The sequence below is a fragment of the Pseudomonas sp. R1-43-08 genome, from assembly GCF_003852255.1.
GTDB lineage: Bacteria > Pseudomonadota > Gammaproteobacteria > Pseudomonadales > Pseudomonadaceae > Aquipseudomonas.
The window spans coordinates 3275737-3289852 of sequence record NZ_CP027734.1 but is presented as its reverse complement, the minus strand read 5'-3'; the positions used below and the strand labels follow the sequence as shown (position 1 = coordinate 3289852).

General features: G+C 61.1%; 12 protein-coding genes. All 12 read right to left on the bottom strand.

What is annotated here, in order from left to right:
• Positions 1-45: 45 nt before the first annotated feature.
• Entirely contained in the window at positions 46-1899 is a 1854-nt protein-coding gene (nuoL, locus tag C4J87_RS15020; RefSeq protein ID WP_124367422.1) for an NADH-quinone oxidoreductase subunit L, read from the bottom strand.
• Positions 1896-2204 (bottom strand): NADH-quinone oxidoreductase subunit NuoK, encoded by a 309-nt coding sequence (gene nuoK, locus C4J87_RS15015; protein WP_003174727.1) that lies wholly within the window; start codon positions 2202-2204, stop codon positions 1896-1898. The genes nuoL and nuoK overlap by 4 nt, the downstream gene beginning before the upstream one ends.
• A 2-nt stretch (positions 2205-2206) precedes the next feature.
• Positions 2207-2710, bottom strand: coding sequence for an NADH-quinone oxidoreductase subunit J (nuoJ, locus tag C4J87_RS15010; protein WP_065884950.1), 504 nt, complete (start codon positions 2708-2710; stop codon positions 2207-2209).
• A 9-nt stretch (positions 2711-2719) separates the two neighbouring features.
• On the bottom strand, positions 2720-3268 hold the full coding sequence (gene nuoI, locus C4J87_RS15005; RefSeq protein ID WP_003174725.1) for an NADH-quinone oxidoreductase subunit NuoI: 549 nt from the start codon (positions 3266-3268) through the stop codon (positions 2720-2722).
• Between the two features lie 11 nt (positions 3269-3279).
• Entirely contained in the window at positions 3280-4287 is a 1008-nt protein-coding gene (nuoH, locus tag C4J87_RS15000; protein ID WP_003174724.1) for an NADH-quinone oxidoreductase subunit NuoH, read from the bottom strand.
• Positions 4284-6998 carry an NADH-quinone oxidoreductase subunit NuoG gene (gene nuoG, locus C4J87_RS14995; protein ID WP_124367421.1) on the bottom strand — a complete coding sequence of 905 codons (2715 nt, stop codon included), beginning with the start codon at positions 6996-6998 and terminating at the stop codon, positions 4284-4286. The genes nuoH and nuoG overlap by 4 nt, the downstream gene beginning before the upstream one ends.
• A 136-nt stretch (positions 6999-7134) precedes the next feature.
• Positions 7135-8493, bottom strand: coding sequence for an NADH-quinone oxidoreductase subunit NuoF (gene nuoF / locus C4J87_RS14990; RefSeq protein WP_124367420.1), 1359 nt, complete (start codon positions 8491-8493; stop codon positions 7135-7137).
• Entirely contained in the window at positions 8490-8987 is a 498-nt protein-coding gene (gene nuoE, locus C4J87_RS14985; RefSeq protein ID WP_003232080.1) for an NADH-quinone oxidoreductase subunit NuoE, read from the bottom strand. The genes nuoF and nuoE overlap by 4 nt, the downstream gene beginning before the upstream one ends.
• Before the next feature lie 2 nt (positions 8988-8989).
• Positions 8990-10774 carry an NADH-quinone oxidoreductase subunit C/D gene (gene nuoC / locus C4J87_RS14980; RefSeq protein WP_124367419.1) on the bottom strand — a complete coding sequence of 595 codons (1785 nt, stop codon included), beginning with the start codon at positions 10772-10774 and terminating at the stop codon, positions 8990-8992.
• Between the two features lie 71 nt (positions 10775-10845).
• Entirely contained in the window at positions 10846-11520 is a 675-nt protein-coding gene (locus C4J87_RS14975) for an NADH-quinone oxidoreductase subunit B family protein (protein ID WP_124367418.1), read from the bottom strand.
• A gap of 10 nt (positions 11521-11530) precedes the next feature.
• A complete protein-coding gene (locus tag C4J87_RS14970; protein WP_003192109.1) occupies positions 11531-11944 on the bottom strand; it encodes an NADH-quinone oxidoreductase subunit A in 414 nt (137 codons plus the stop codon).
• 808 nt (positions 11945-12752) lie between these two features.
• Positions 12753-14078 carry an isocitrate lyase gene (aceA, locus tag C4J87_RS14965; protein ID WP_124367417.1) on the bottom strand — a complete coding sequence of 442 codons (1326 nt, stop codon included), beginning with the start codon at positions 14076-14078 and terminating at the stop codon, positions 12753-12755.
• Positions 14079-14116 lie beyond the last annotated feature (38 nt).

Here is a 14116-nt window from a genome sequence, read left to right as displayed (position 1 = left end):
TTTCCTTTCGCAAGTTCGCAAAGTACGCAGTGCACTTAAACATAGTCAGACCGCTACCACGACGATGGCGCCGATCACCAGCACGGCACCCACTGCCATGGACGCCGCATACCAACGCAACTGGCCGGTCTCGCTGCGGCTCAGGGCGGTGTGACCGGCCTTGGCGGCGCGCGGGATCAAACCGATGGTCTGGTCGAGCGGGTCTTTGCGCAGCACGTGGCTGATCGCAAGGTAAGGTTTGACGAACAGTTTGTCGTAGATCCAATCGAAGCCCCAGGCAGCGAACCACCAGGCCGACAGGAAGCGGCCGATACCGCTGTTGGCCACGGCGGTGACGAAGCGACGCTTGCCGAGGAACAACAGGGCTGCCAGCAGGATACCGGCGATGGCAATGGCGCCGGAGGCGATTTCCAGGCTGTGCTTGGCTTCGCCGCCGGCATGGCCGACGCTTTCCGGCAGTACACCGGCCAGTGGCGGAGTGATCAGGGCGCCGATGAAGGTCGACAGGATGATCAGCACCGACAGCGGCAACCAGTGGGAGATGCCGTGGCCTGCGTGCGCTTCGGTCTTGGCTTCACCGTGGAAGGTGATGAAGATCAGGCGGAAGGTGTACAGCGAGGTCATGAACGCACCCACCAGGCCTGCGTACAGCAGGTTCTGGTTACCGCTGGCAAAGGCTTCCCAGAGGATTTCGTCTTTGGAGTAGAAACCGGCGGTCACCAACGGCAGGGCGGCGAGCGCGGCGCCACCGACGATGAAGCTGGCGTAGGCCAACGGCAGTTTCTTCCACAGGCCGCCCATCTTGAAGATGTTCTGCTCGTGGTGGCAGGCCACGATCACCGCACCGGAAGCAAGGAACAGCAGGGCCTTGAAGAAAGCGTGGGTCATCAGGTGGAAGATCGCCGCGTCCCAGGCGCCAACGCCCAGGGCCAGGAACATGTAGCCGATCTGGCTCATGGTCGAGTAGGCGAGGATGCGCTTGATGTCGGTCTGCACCAGCGCGGCGAAGCCGGCCAGTACCAGGGTCACGCCACCGACGATGCCTACCAGATGCAGGATGTCCGGCGCCAGGGTGAACAGGCCGTGGGTACGGGCGATCAGGTAGACACCGGCGGTGACCATGGTCGCGGCGTGGATCAGTGCCGACACCGGGGTAGGACCGGCCATCGCGTCCGCCAGCCAGGTTTGCAGCGGCAGTTGCGCGGATTTACCCACGGCGCCGCCCAGCAGCATCAGGGTGGCCAGGGTGATCCAGAAATCGCCGACCTGGAATTTCTGCGGTGCCAGCACCAGCAGTTCCTGGATGTTCAGCGTGCCCACCTGTTGGAACAGGATGAACAGGCCAATCGCCATGAACACATCGCCGATACGGGTGACGATGAAGGCCTTGAGTGCCGCGTTACCGTTGTTGCGGTTGCTGTAGTAGAAACCGATCAACAGGTACGAGCACAGGCCCACGCCTTCCCAGCCGAAGTACAGGAACAACAGGTTATCGCCGAGCACCAGGAACAGCATGCTGGCGATGAACAGGTTGGTGTACGAGAAGAAGCGCGAGTAGCCCGCTTCACCGCGCATGTACCAGGACGCGAACAGGTGGATCAGAAAGCCTACACCCACCACCACGCCGAGCATGGTGATCGACAGGCCGTCGACGTAGAGGGCGAAGTTGGGCTTGAAGCCTTCCACCGACATCCACTGCCACAGCACCAGGGTGTAGTGACCGCCTTCCGGCGGCGCTACGTTGAATTGCCAGATGACGTAGGCGGCCACGATGGCCGACAGGCCAATCGAGCCGACGCCGATCAGGGCCGAGAGGTTTTCCGACCAGCGTCCGCGGGAGAACGACAGCAGCAGGAAACCGATCAGGGGAAATACGAAAGTCAGAAAGATCATGTTCATCCGCGCATCTCACTGGCAGCGTCGATATCAAGCGTGTGGAAGCGACGATACAGTTGCAGCAGGATCGCCAGGCCGATACTGGCCTCGGCGGCTGCCAGGCTGATCACCAGGATGAACATGACTTGTCCATCCGGCTGGCCCCAACGCGCACCCGCCACGATGAACGCCAGTGCGGCAGCGTTCATCATGATTTCCAGGCTCATCAACACGAACAGAATGTTACGGCGAACCATCAGGCCGACCAGGCCAAGGCAGAACAGGATGCCGGCGACCGCCAGACCATGCTCCAAAGGGATAGCAGGCATCGTCATTGCTCCTTGGCTTCGTTGCGGCCCAAGTGGAAGGCGGTGATGGCTGCGGCGAGCAGCAGCATCGACGCCAGTTCGACCACCAGCAGGTATGGGCCGAACAGGCTGACGCCCACGGCTTTCGCGTCTACGGTGGTGTGGCCGATGGCCTGGCCGCTCTGGTGAGCGAACAGCACATACAGCAGTTCACCCAGCAGCAGCGCTGCCAGCACGACCGGGCCGAGCCAGATGCCGGGCTTGAGCCAGACGCGTTCCTGGGCGACCGAGGCCGGCCCGAGGTTGAGCATCATCACCACAAACACGAACAGCACCATGATGGCGCCGGCGTAGGCGATCACTTCCAGCACACCGGCGAACGGTGCGCCGAGGGCGAAAAAGGTCATGGCCACGGCGATCAGCGAAATGATCAGGTAGAGCAGGGCGTGCACGGGGTTGGTGTTGGTGATCACGCGAAGCGTGGACACCACTGCAATACCCGATGCGAAATAGAAAGCGAATTCCATCTTTCTTCCTTAAGGCAGCAAGCTCTTCACGTTGATCGGCTCGGCTTCGTTTTGTGCGGCGCCCTTGGGCTTACCGGCAACGGCCATACCTGCAACACGATAGAAGTTGTAATCAGGGTTTTTACCGGGACCGGAAATCAAAAGATCTTCTTTCTCGTACACCAGGTCCTGACGTTTGAACTCGGCCATCTCGAAATCCGGTGTGAGCTGGATCGCGGTGGTCGGGCAAGCTTCCTCGCAGAGGCCGCAGAAAATGCAGCGCGAGAAGTTGATGCGGAAGAAGTCCGGGTACCAGCGACCGTCTTCGGTTTCAGCTTTCTGCAGGGAGATACAACCCACCGGGCACGCCACGGCGCACAGGTTGCAGGCTACGCAACGCTCTTCGCCATCGGGATCGCGGGTGAGCACGATGCGGCCGCGATAGCGCGGCGGCAGGTATACCGCTTCTTCCGGGTATTGCAGGGTGTCGCGTTTGCGAAAGCCGTGACCGAACACCATCACCAGGCTTCGCAACTGGGTACCGGTACCCTTAACGATGTCGCCAATATATTTGAACATGGGTCAAATCCTCACTGAACCGCGGCTGCTGGCGTGTTCAACAACACGACGGCGGCCGTCACCAGCAAATTGATCAGGGTCAGCGGCAGGCAGAATCTCCAGCTGAAATCCATCACCTGGTCATAGCGCGGGCGCGGAATCGAGGCGCGCAGCAGGATGAACAGCATGATGAAGAAAGCGGTCTTCAAGAAGAACCAGAAGAAGGCCAACTGCGGCAGGATGCCGAACGGACCGTGCCAGCCGCCGAAGAACAGCGTGACCAGCAGGGCCGAGATCAAGATGATGCCGATGTACTCACCGACGAAGAACATGCCCCATTTCATGCCGGCATATTCAATGTGGTAACCGTCGGCCAGTTCCTGCTCCGCTTCCGGCTGGTCGAAGGGGTGACGGTGAGTCACAGCCACGCCGGCGATGAAGAAGGTGCAGAAGCCAAAGAACTGCGGAATGATGAACCACAGGTTCTGCGCCTGGTACTCGACGATATCGCGCATGTTGAACGAACCAACCTGCACCACGATGCCCATCAGCGCCAACCCCATGAACACTTCATAGGAGACGGTCTGCGCCGAGGCACGCAAGCTGCCCAGCAGGGCGAACTTGTTGTTGCTCGACCAACCGGCGAACAGCACCGCGTACACAGACAGGCCAGCCATGGCGAAGAAGAACAGCAAGCCGATGTTCAGGTCCGCCACGCCCCAGGTCGGGGTGATCGGGATGATCGCGAAGGCGATCAGCAAGGCGCTCATGGCCACCACCGGTGCCAGGGTGAAAATCACCTTGTCGGCAAACGGCGGGGTCCAGTCTTCCTTGAAGAACATCTTCAGCATGTCGGCGGCGATCTGGAACATGCCGAACGGGCCAACGCGGTTCGGACCGTAACGGTCCTGCCACCAGCCCAGCAGGCGACGTTCGACGAAGCTGAGCAGGGCGCCCGCGACGACCACGGCCAACAGGATCACGATGGCCTTGACGACCGAGATGATCACGTCGATCACTTCAGGGGTGAACCAGGTCATTGCGCTGCCTCCTGCAGACCGTCAACGGTTTGGCCAAAGATCGCTGGAGGAATACCGGCGATGCCTTTAGGCAGTGCAACCAGGCCGGCACCCAGCTCTTCGTTGATGCGCAGCGGCAGGCGCAAGGTCTGGCCGGCCACGTTCAGGCTGAGCAGGGCACCGTCGTTGACGCCCAGGCGGTCGGCTTCGGATTTGGCCAGGGCCACGTAGGCGGTTGGAATGCGTTCTTGAACCGGCGCGGCCTTGGAAGAAGTCTCTTCGCTGCCGAACAGGTGGAAGAACGGCACCACTTGCCAGGTACCCGGGGCCGGGTTGAACGGACGCGGTACGGCAGCGAACCAGTTCAGCGAGTCACCGCTGCTCTCGATCAGGCGGGTGCCTGGGTCGCCAGCGCGGATATGCCCACCGACTTCGTCCTGGAACTTGTTCCAGGCCTGCGGCGAGTTCCAGCCCGGCGACCAGGCGAACGGCACCTGCTGACGCGGTTCGGCCGAACCCGAATAGCCTTCCATGGAGAAGGCGAACGCGGTGTCGATGTCTTGCGGGGTACGCGGTTCATGCACGCTGATGTCGGCGCGCATGGCGGTACGCCCGGAATAACGCAGCGGTTCACGGGCCAGCTTCAGGCCCTTGATGCGGAACGTGGCGGACGGTGCGGCATCGACAATCCGCGCCAGCTGCGGTGCGCTTGCAGCGGTAGCGGCGGTGACGTGGTCGAGCTGGGTCCAGTCGATCGGCTGGTTCAGCAGGGTCGCGCGCAGGGCATGCAGCCAGCGCCAGCCTTCGTGAACCAGGATGCTGGCGTCCATGTACTTCGGATCGAACACCTGGAAGAAGCGCTGGGCGCGGCCTTCCTGGCTGACCAGGGTACCGTCGCCTTCGGCGAAGGTGGCCGCTGGCAGCACCAGGTCGGCACGCTCGCTGGTGGCGGTTTTCTGGTGATCGGCCACGATCAGCACCTTGGCGGCGTTGAGCGCAGCGTCAACCTTGGCCGCATCAGTGCGGGTGTACAGGTCGTTTTCCAGCACCACGATGGCGTCGGCGTTGCCGTCGGTCACCGCTTGCAGAGCGGCGTCCAGGGACTCGCCACCGAGCATGGCCAGGCCGAGGCTGTTGGCTTCCGGTACCACCAGGCTGATGGAGCCGTTCTTGTCGCGCAGCTTCAAGGCCTTGGCGATGTTGGCGGCGGCTTCGATCAGCGCCTTGGAACCCAGCGAGGTGCCGGCGATGATCAATGGGCGTTTGGCGGCCAGCAGGGCGCCGGCGATACGCTGGGCCAGTGCCACGGCTTCGGCGTCCAGGCCGTCGACGGCAGGCGCGCTGGCGTCAAGGGCGTGGGCCACGGCGAAACCGATGCGCGCCAAGTCGTCCGGTGCAGCGTGGACGCATTCTTCGGCGATGTCGTCGAGCTTGGTTTCAGCCAGGGAGGCGATAAACAGCGGGTTCAGCGCGTGCTGGCCGATGTTTTTCACTGCGGCGTCGAGCCAAGGCTGCACGCGCATGGCGTCGGCCATGGCTTCGGCCTTGCCTTTGACCGACTGGCGCAGCGACAGCGCGATACGCGCAGCGGTCTGGGTCAGGTCTTCACCGAGCACGAAGATCGCATCGTGGTCTTCGATGTCGCGCATGTTCGGCACTGGCAGCGGGCTGTCGTTCAGCACTTGCAGGACCAGGCGGATGCGCTCCAGCTCGCCGGCTTCGATGCCGCTGTAGAAGTGCTCGGCGCCGACCAGTTCGCGCAGTGCGAAGTTGCTTTCGAGGCTGGCGCGCGGCGAACCGATACCGACGATGTTACGGCCACGCAGCAGGTCGGCGGCTTTATCCAGCGCCGCGTCCAGGCTCAGCTTGGCGCCATCGGCCAGCAGTGGCTGGCGCGGGCGGTCTTCGCGGTTGACGTAGCCATAGCCGAAGCGGCCACGGTCACACAGGAAATACTGGTTGACCGAGCCGTTGAAGCGGTTTTCGATACGACGCAGTTCACCGTAGCGCTCGCCCGGCGAGATGTTGCAACCGCTGGAGCAGCCATGGCAGATGCTCGGGGCGAATTGCATGTCCCACTTGCGGTTGTAGCGCTCGGAGTGAGTCTTGTCGGTGAACACACCGGTCGGGCAGACCTCGGTGAGGTTGCCGGAGAATTCGCTTTCGAGCACGCCGTCTTCAACACGACCGAAGTACACGTTGTCATGGGCGCCGAATACGCCGAGGTCGGTGCCGCCGGCGTAGTCCTTATAGAAGCGCACGCAACGGTAGCAGGCGATGCAGCGGTTCATCTCATGGGAAATGAACGGGCCGAGGTCCTGGTTCTGGTGGGTACGCTTGGTGAAGCGATAGCGGCGCTCGTTGTGGCCGGTCATCACCGTCATGTCTTGCAGGTGGCAGTGACCGCCTTCCTCACAGACTGGGCAGTCGTGGGGGTGGTTGGTCATCAGCCATTCGACGACACTGGCGCGGAACGCCTTGGATTCATCATCGTCGATGGAAATCCAGGTGTTGTCGGTGGCTGGGGTCATGCAGGACATGACGATACGACCACGGGTGTCGTTTTCGTCGGTGTACTGCTTGACCGCGCACTGGCGACAGGCACCGACGCTACCGAGCGCGGGGTGCCAGCAGAAATACGGGATGTCGAGGCCGAGTGACAGACATGCCTGTAACAGGTTGTCTGCCCCATCGACTTCGAGCGCTTTGCCGTCTACGTGGATAGTGGCCATGGTTCAAAGTTCTTCGTTGGCCCGTTGTCAGCGGGCGTGGCTAATGGAATCTTGTTATTCATGTGCATCTACACAGCCATCAAGGCGTCCGCACATGAGAAAAGCGAAGGGCACGAACCCTTCGCTTCTTTAAGCGTTACGCACCGACCATGGTCGGTGATACCACCTGAGTGAGTTCGCCCGCGCGGGTTGGCGCGATGCCGGCCTCGAATTCAGGGCGGAAGTATTTGATTGCGCTGCCCAACGGCTCCACGGCGCCCGGTGCGTGAGCACAGAAGGTCTTGCCTGGACCGAGGAAACCGACCAGCCCGAGCAGCGTTTCGATGTCACCCTCGCGGCCTTCACCGTTTTCCAGGGCCATCAGCAGCTTGACGCTCCACGGCAGACCGTCACGGCACGGGGTGCAGAAGCCGCAGGATTCACGGGCAAAGAACTGCTCCATGTTGCGCAGCAACGAGACCATGTTCACCGTGTTGTCCACCGCCATCGCCAGGCCGGTCCCCATGCGGGTGCCCACCTTGCCGATGCCGCCGGCATACATCTGTGCGTCGAGGTGCTCGGGCAGCAGGAAACCGGTGCCGGCGCCGCCTGGCTGCCAGGCTTTCAAGGTGTAGCCATCGCGCATGCCGCCGGCGTAGTCCTCGAACAGCTCGCGCGCGGTCACGCCGAACGGCAGCTCCCACAGGCCAGGGTTCTTGACCTTGCCGGAAAAGCCCATGAGCTTGGTGCCCATGTCTTCGCTGCCTTCACGGGCCAACGATTTGTACCAGTCCACGCCGTCGGCCATGATCGCCGGGACGTTGCACAGGGTCTCGACGTTGTTCACGCAGGTTGGCTTGCCCCACACGCCCACGGCGGCAGGGAAGGGCGGCTTGGAGCGCGGGTTGGCGCGGCGGCCTTCGAGGGAGTTGATCAGCGCGGTTTCTTCACCGCAGATATAACGCCCGGCGCCGGTGTGCACGAACAGCTCGAAGTCAAAACCCGAACCGAGGATGTTCTTGCCCAGCAGGCCCGCCGCCTTGGCTTCGGCCACGGCACGGTTGAGGTGCTTGGCGGCAGTGGTGTATTCACCGCGCAGGAAGATATAGCCACGGTAAGTTTTCAGCGCGCGGGCACTGATCAGCATGCCTTCGATCAGCAGATGGGGCAGTTGCTCCATCAGCATGCGGTCTTTCCAGGTGTTGGGCTCCATTTCATCCGCGTTGCACAGCAGGTAGCGGATGTTGATGGATTCGTCTTTGGGCATCAGGCCCCACTTCACGCCCGTGGGAAAACCTGCGCCGCCACGGCCTTTGAGACCGGCGTCTTTCACGGTCTGGACGATGTCGTCCTGGGCCATGTCGGCGAAGGCTTTGCGCGCGGCTGCATAGCCGTTCTTGGCCTGGTACTCGTCGAGCCACACGGGTTCGCCGTCGTCACGCAGGCGCCAGGTCAGCGGGTGGGTCTCGGCCGAACGCTTGATCAGGTTGGCCGGGCCGAAGGAAGTCAGGGTCATGGGTAGCCCTCGAGCAATTGGGTCACGCCAGCAGGCTGCACGTCACCGAATGTGTCGTCGTCGATCATCAACGCCGGCGCCTTGTCGCAGTTGCCCAGGCAGCACACCGGCAGCAGCGTGAAGCGGCCGTCGGCGGTGGTCTGGCCGAGGCCGATGCCCAGCTTGGCCTGGATTTCGCTGACCACGGACTCGTGGCCACCGATGTAGCAGACCATGCTGTCGCACACGCGAATGATGTGGCGGCCGACCGGCTGGCGGAAGATCTGGCTGTAGAACGTCGCCACCCCTTCAACGTCGCTGGCGGGGATGCCGAGGATCTCGCCGATGGCGTAGAGGGCGCCGTCCGGCACCCAGCCACGTTCCTTCTGGACGATCTTCAAGGCTTCGATCGACGCCGCGCGCGGGTCTTCGTAGTGATGCAGCTCGTGCTCGATGGCCGAGCGCTCGGTTTCACTCAAGGTGAAACGGTCTGTCTGGATAAGCGTGCTGTTCATGCTTAGCGGTCCACGTCGGCCATAACGAAATCGATACTACCCAGGTACGCAATCAAGTCCGCGACCATCTCGCCTTTGATCACCGAAGGGATCTGCTGCAAGTGCGGGAAGCTTGGGGTGCGAATCCGGGTGCGGTAGCTCATGGTGCCGCCATCGCTCGTCAGGTAATAACTGTTGATGCCCTTGGTCGCTTCAATCATCTGGAAGGACTCGTTGGCCGGCATCACCGGGCCCCACGAGACTTGCAGGAAGTGCGTGATCAGGGTTTCGATGTGCTGCAGCGTGCGCTCTTTGGGCGGCGGCGTGGTCAGCGGGTGATCCGCCTTGTACGGGCCGGCCGGCATGTTGCGCATGCACTGCTCGATGATCTTCAGGCTCTGGCGCATTTCTTCGACGCGCACGATGCAGCGGTCGTAGGCATCGCCGTTGGCCGCCAGCGGCACTTCAAACTCAAAGTTTTCGTAGCCGGAGTAAGGGCGCGCCTTGCGCAGGTCGAAGTCCAGGCCGGTCGCGCGCAGGCTTGGGCCCGTGACGCCCCATTCCAGCGCTTCCTTGGTGTTGTACTGGGCGACGCCGATGGTACGACCCTTGAGAATGCTGTTGTCCAAGGCGGCTTTCTGGTATTCGTCCAGGCGCTTGGGCATCCAGTCGATGAATTCCTTGACCAGGCGTTCCCAGCCGCGTGGGAGGTCGTGCGCAACGCCGCCGATGCGGTACCAGGCAGGGTGCAGCCGGAAACCGGTGATCGCTTCGATCACGGTGTAGGCTTTCTGGCGGTCGGTAAAGGTGAAGAACACTGGCGTCATGGCGCCCACGTCCTGGATGTAGGTACCCAGGAACAGCAGGTGGCTGGTGATCCGGAAGAACTCGGCCATCATGATGCGGATGGTGTCGACGCGGTCCGGTACCTTGATGCCGGCCAGCTTTTCGACCGAGAGCACGTACGGCAGGTTGTTCATCACGCCGCCGAGGTAGTCGATGCGGTCGGTGTACGGAATGTAGCTGTGCCACGACTGGCGCTCGCCCATCTTCTCGGCACCACGGTGGTGGTAGCCGATGTCCGGTACGCAGTCGACGATTTCTTCACCGTCCAACTGCAGGATAATACGGAAGGCACCGTGGGCCGAAGGGTGGTTCGGGCCCAGGTTGAGGAACATGTAGTCCTCGTTGGTGCCGGAACGCTTCATGCCCCAGTCTTCCGGGTTGAAGCGCGCAGCTTCTTCCTCAAGCTGTTGCTTGGCCAGGGTGAGGCTGAAAGGGTCGAACTCGGTGGCGCGCGCCGGGAAGTCCTTGCGCAGCGGGTGACCTACCCAGGTCGGTGGCATCATGATGCGGGTCAGGTGCGGGTGCCCCGGGAAGTCGATGCCGAACATGTCCCAGACTTCACGCTCGTACCAGTTGGCGTTCGGCCAGATTCCGGTGACGGTCGGTACGCTCAGGTCGCTCTCGCTCAGGGCGACCTTGAGCATCACGTCGCTGTTACGTTCCAGCGACATCAAGTGGTAGAACACGGTGAAATCGGCGCCGCTCGGCAATCCCTGGCGCTTGGTGCGCAGACGCTCGTCCACGCCATGCAGGTCATAGAGCATGACGTAGGGCTTGGGCAGGTTGCGCAGGAAGGTCAGGACTTCGATGAGCCTGGCGCGGGCAACCCACAGCACGGGCATGCCGGTGCGGGTCTCCTGGGCGGTGAACGCCTCGGCGCCAAAACGGTTGTTCAGTTCGACGACCACGTCCTGGTCGTTTGCCTTATAAGGCGGGATGTACAGAGCACTGCCTGTAGTCATGGTTTTTTATCGCTTTCGGTCAACGTAAAGAATGAAGCCAGGTTTTCGTTCTATAAAAGAAGCGGGCTGGATCAGACTTCGTCGGGGCTGCGCAGATTGGTGACTGCGATTCGCTGTTCGCGGCGCTGTTCCTTTTGGGACGGCATCTCGGCGCGGTACACGCCTTGATCACCGACGACCCAGGAAAGCGGGCGACGCTCCTTGCCAATCGATTCCTGCAACAGCATCAAGCCTTGCAGGAAAGCTTCGGGACGGGGCGGGCAGCCGGGCACGTAGACATCCACGGGGAGGAACTTGTCGACCCCCTGCACTACGGAATAGATGTCGTACATACCGCCGGAATTGGCACAGGCGCCCATGGAAATGACCCATTTGGGTTCCAGCATCTGTTCATACAGGCGCTGGATAATGGGGGCCATTTTCAGGAACGGCGTACCGGCGATAACCATGAAATCCGCCTGGCGCGGTGATGCCCGGATGACTTCGGCGCCAAAGCGCGCGATGTCGTGTGGCGCCGTGAAGGCGGTGGTCATTTCCACGTAGCAGCACGAAAGACCGAAGTTGTACGGCCACAGGGAGTTTTTGCGCCCCCAGTTGACCGCGCCATTCAGCACGTCTTCCAGCTTGCCCATGTAGATGTTTTTGTGGACTTGGTCTTCTAACGGGTCGGAAACGGTTTCGCGTTCGCCGATGGGGTACTGCTCGTTAGGAGCGTCCGGGTTGATCCTGGTGAGATTGTATTGCATCGCCAAAGCCTCATTGTTTCAGCTTCGCTTGCCGCTTGCGACGAGCTTCCGGAGCCCAGTCAAGGGCGCCCACTCGGAACAGGTAGACAAGACCTGCCAACAGAATTGCTATGAAAACGAGAGCTTCGACGAATCCGGTCCAGCCGCTTTCGCGGACGGACACAGACCAGGCAAAGAGAAAGAGGGCTTCGATATCGAAGATCACGAAGAGCATCGCGACCAGATAGAATTTGGCTGAGAGCCGCAAGCGGGCGCCACCTGTAGGTAGCATGCCGGACTCGAACGGTTCGTTTTTGCTGCGGCCCCAGGCTTTTGACCCGAGGAGGCTGGAGACGCCGAGCATGAAAGCGCAAAGGCCTACAACACCGAGGAGGAAAATGGCAAAGCCCCAGTTGTGGGCCATGAGTCCTGTCGCGTCGGTCATGCTGGAAATCCTTAACAGAGAGCAAAGGTCTCTGAGCTCGAAAAAGTAACGATGCAGTGACGATATGTCGCACTGCAATCAATCGCGGTGATTTTATGGCTAAACACCGGGCAAGTAAAATTCCTGTGGCGAAATTATTCGATGGAATAAGCACATAGTGCACCGTTGTGGGGCTGTAGCCCTTGCAGCATGGGCATTAGCGGGCTTTTGAACAATTGCGTTTTGTTTGACCGGTAAGAAAGTTTTCATGGTTTAAATGATAATGAATATTGTTTGCGCAGGGTTTAAGCGAATGTTTCTCGTGTGGCGGGGGAAGTTGCCGTTACTTGTGTGATTGTCGCCGGTTGATGGAACGGATTTTGTAACCGATTTATCTGCAGCGAATACCGCTCTGGATCAAGGTTTTGCACAAAATCTTCAGGCTGATCGCATTCCAATGTGGGAGGGGGCTTGCCCTAATGCAAGTCAGCTAAGCGTACACCACCGTCTGTAGGAGCGAGCTTGCTCGCGAAAAACGTCAACGATAACGCGTGCTTCCTGAATAAACGCGGTGCCTGTGAGTTTTTCGCGAGCAAGCTCGCTCCTACAAAAAGCCTTAACTGACTGGCATTAGGGCTTGCCCCCGATGGCGGTGGATCAGCAACAGATGTGCTGACTGGCACTCAGCAATCGGGAGCAAGCCCCCTCCCACAGTTGATTTTGGGTGTGGCTGAAACAAAAAAAACGCCCCGAACCAGTCGGGGCGTGATTTTGTGCGGCACTGCGGTTAGGTCTTCCCTGGGGCCGCAATGGCCGGGTACTCAGTCACTCAGTGGAACTGCTCTTCTTCGGTCGAACCGGTCAGCGCGGTCACGGACGAGGTGCCGCCCTGGATCACGGTGGTCATGTCGTCGAAGTAGCCGGTGCCCACTTCCTGCTGGTGCGCCACAAAGGTATAGCCTTTGGCGGCGTCAGCGAACTCCTGCTCCTGCAGCTTCACGTAGGCGGTCATGTCGTTGCGGGCGTAGTCGTGCGCCAGGTTGAACATGCTGTGCCACATGTTGTGAATGCCGGCCAGGGTGATGAACTGGTGCTTGTAGCCCATGGCCGACAGTTCACGCTGGAACTTGGCAATGGTCGCGTCGTCCAGGTTCTTCTTCCAGTTGAAGGAAGGCGAGCAGTTGTAGGACAGCAGCTGGTCCGGGTATTCCTTTTTGATCGCTTCGGCGAAGCGGCGGGCTTCGTCCAGGTCCGGCTTGGCGGTTTCGCACCAGATCAGGTCGGCGTACGGTGCGTAGGCCAGGCCGCGAGCGATCGCCTGGTCGAGGCCGGCGCGTACTTTGTAGAAGCCTTCCTGGGTGCGTTCGCCGGTCACGAACGGTTGGTCGTACGGGTCGCAGTCCGAGGTCAGCAGGTCGGCGGCGTTGGCATCGGTGCGCGCCAGGATGATGGTCGGCGTACCGGCAACGTCAGCGGCCAAGCGGGCAGCGGTCAGCTTCTGTACAGCTTCCTGGGTTGGGACCAGTACTTTGCCGCCCATGTGGCCGCATTTTTTCACCGAAGCCAGCTGGTCTTCGAAGTGAACGCCGGCGGCGCCCGCCTCGATCATGCTCTTCATCAGCTCGTAGGCGTTGAGTACGCCACCGAAACCGGCTTCAGCGTCAGCCACGATCGGCGCGAAGTAATCGATGTAGCCTTGGTCGCCCGGGCCTTTACCGGCTTTCCACTGGATCTGGTCGGCGCGACGGAACGCGTTGTTGATGCGCTTGACCACGGTTGGCACCGAGTCCACCGGGTACAGCGATTGGTCGGGGTACATGGATTCAGCGGAGTTGTTATCCGCTGCCACTTGCCAGCCGGACAGGTAGATCGCCTGGATGCCGGCTTTTACCTGTTGCACTGCCTGGCCGCCTGTGAGGGCGCCCATGCAGTTGACGAAATCTTTGTCGGGACGGAAGGACGGCTTGGCGCCTTGGGTGACCAGGTTCCACAGCTTCTCGGCGCCGAGTTTTGCAAAGGTGTGCTCGGGTTGGACCGAGCCACGCAGGCGGACGACGTCAGCAGCGGAATAAGCGCGGGTCACGCCTTTCCAGCGTGGGTTTTCAGCCCAGTCTTTCTCAAGGGCTGCAATTTGCTGTTCACGTGTCAGTGCCATGTAGATAAACCTCGTCGTCGCGTCTTGTAGGGTTCGAA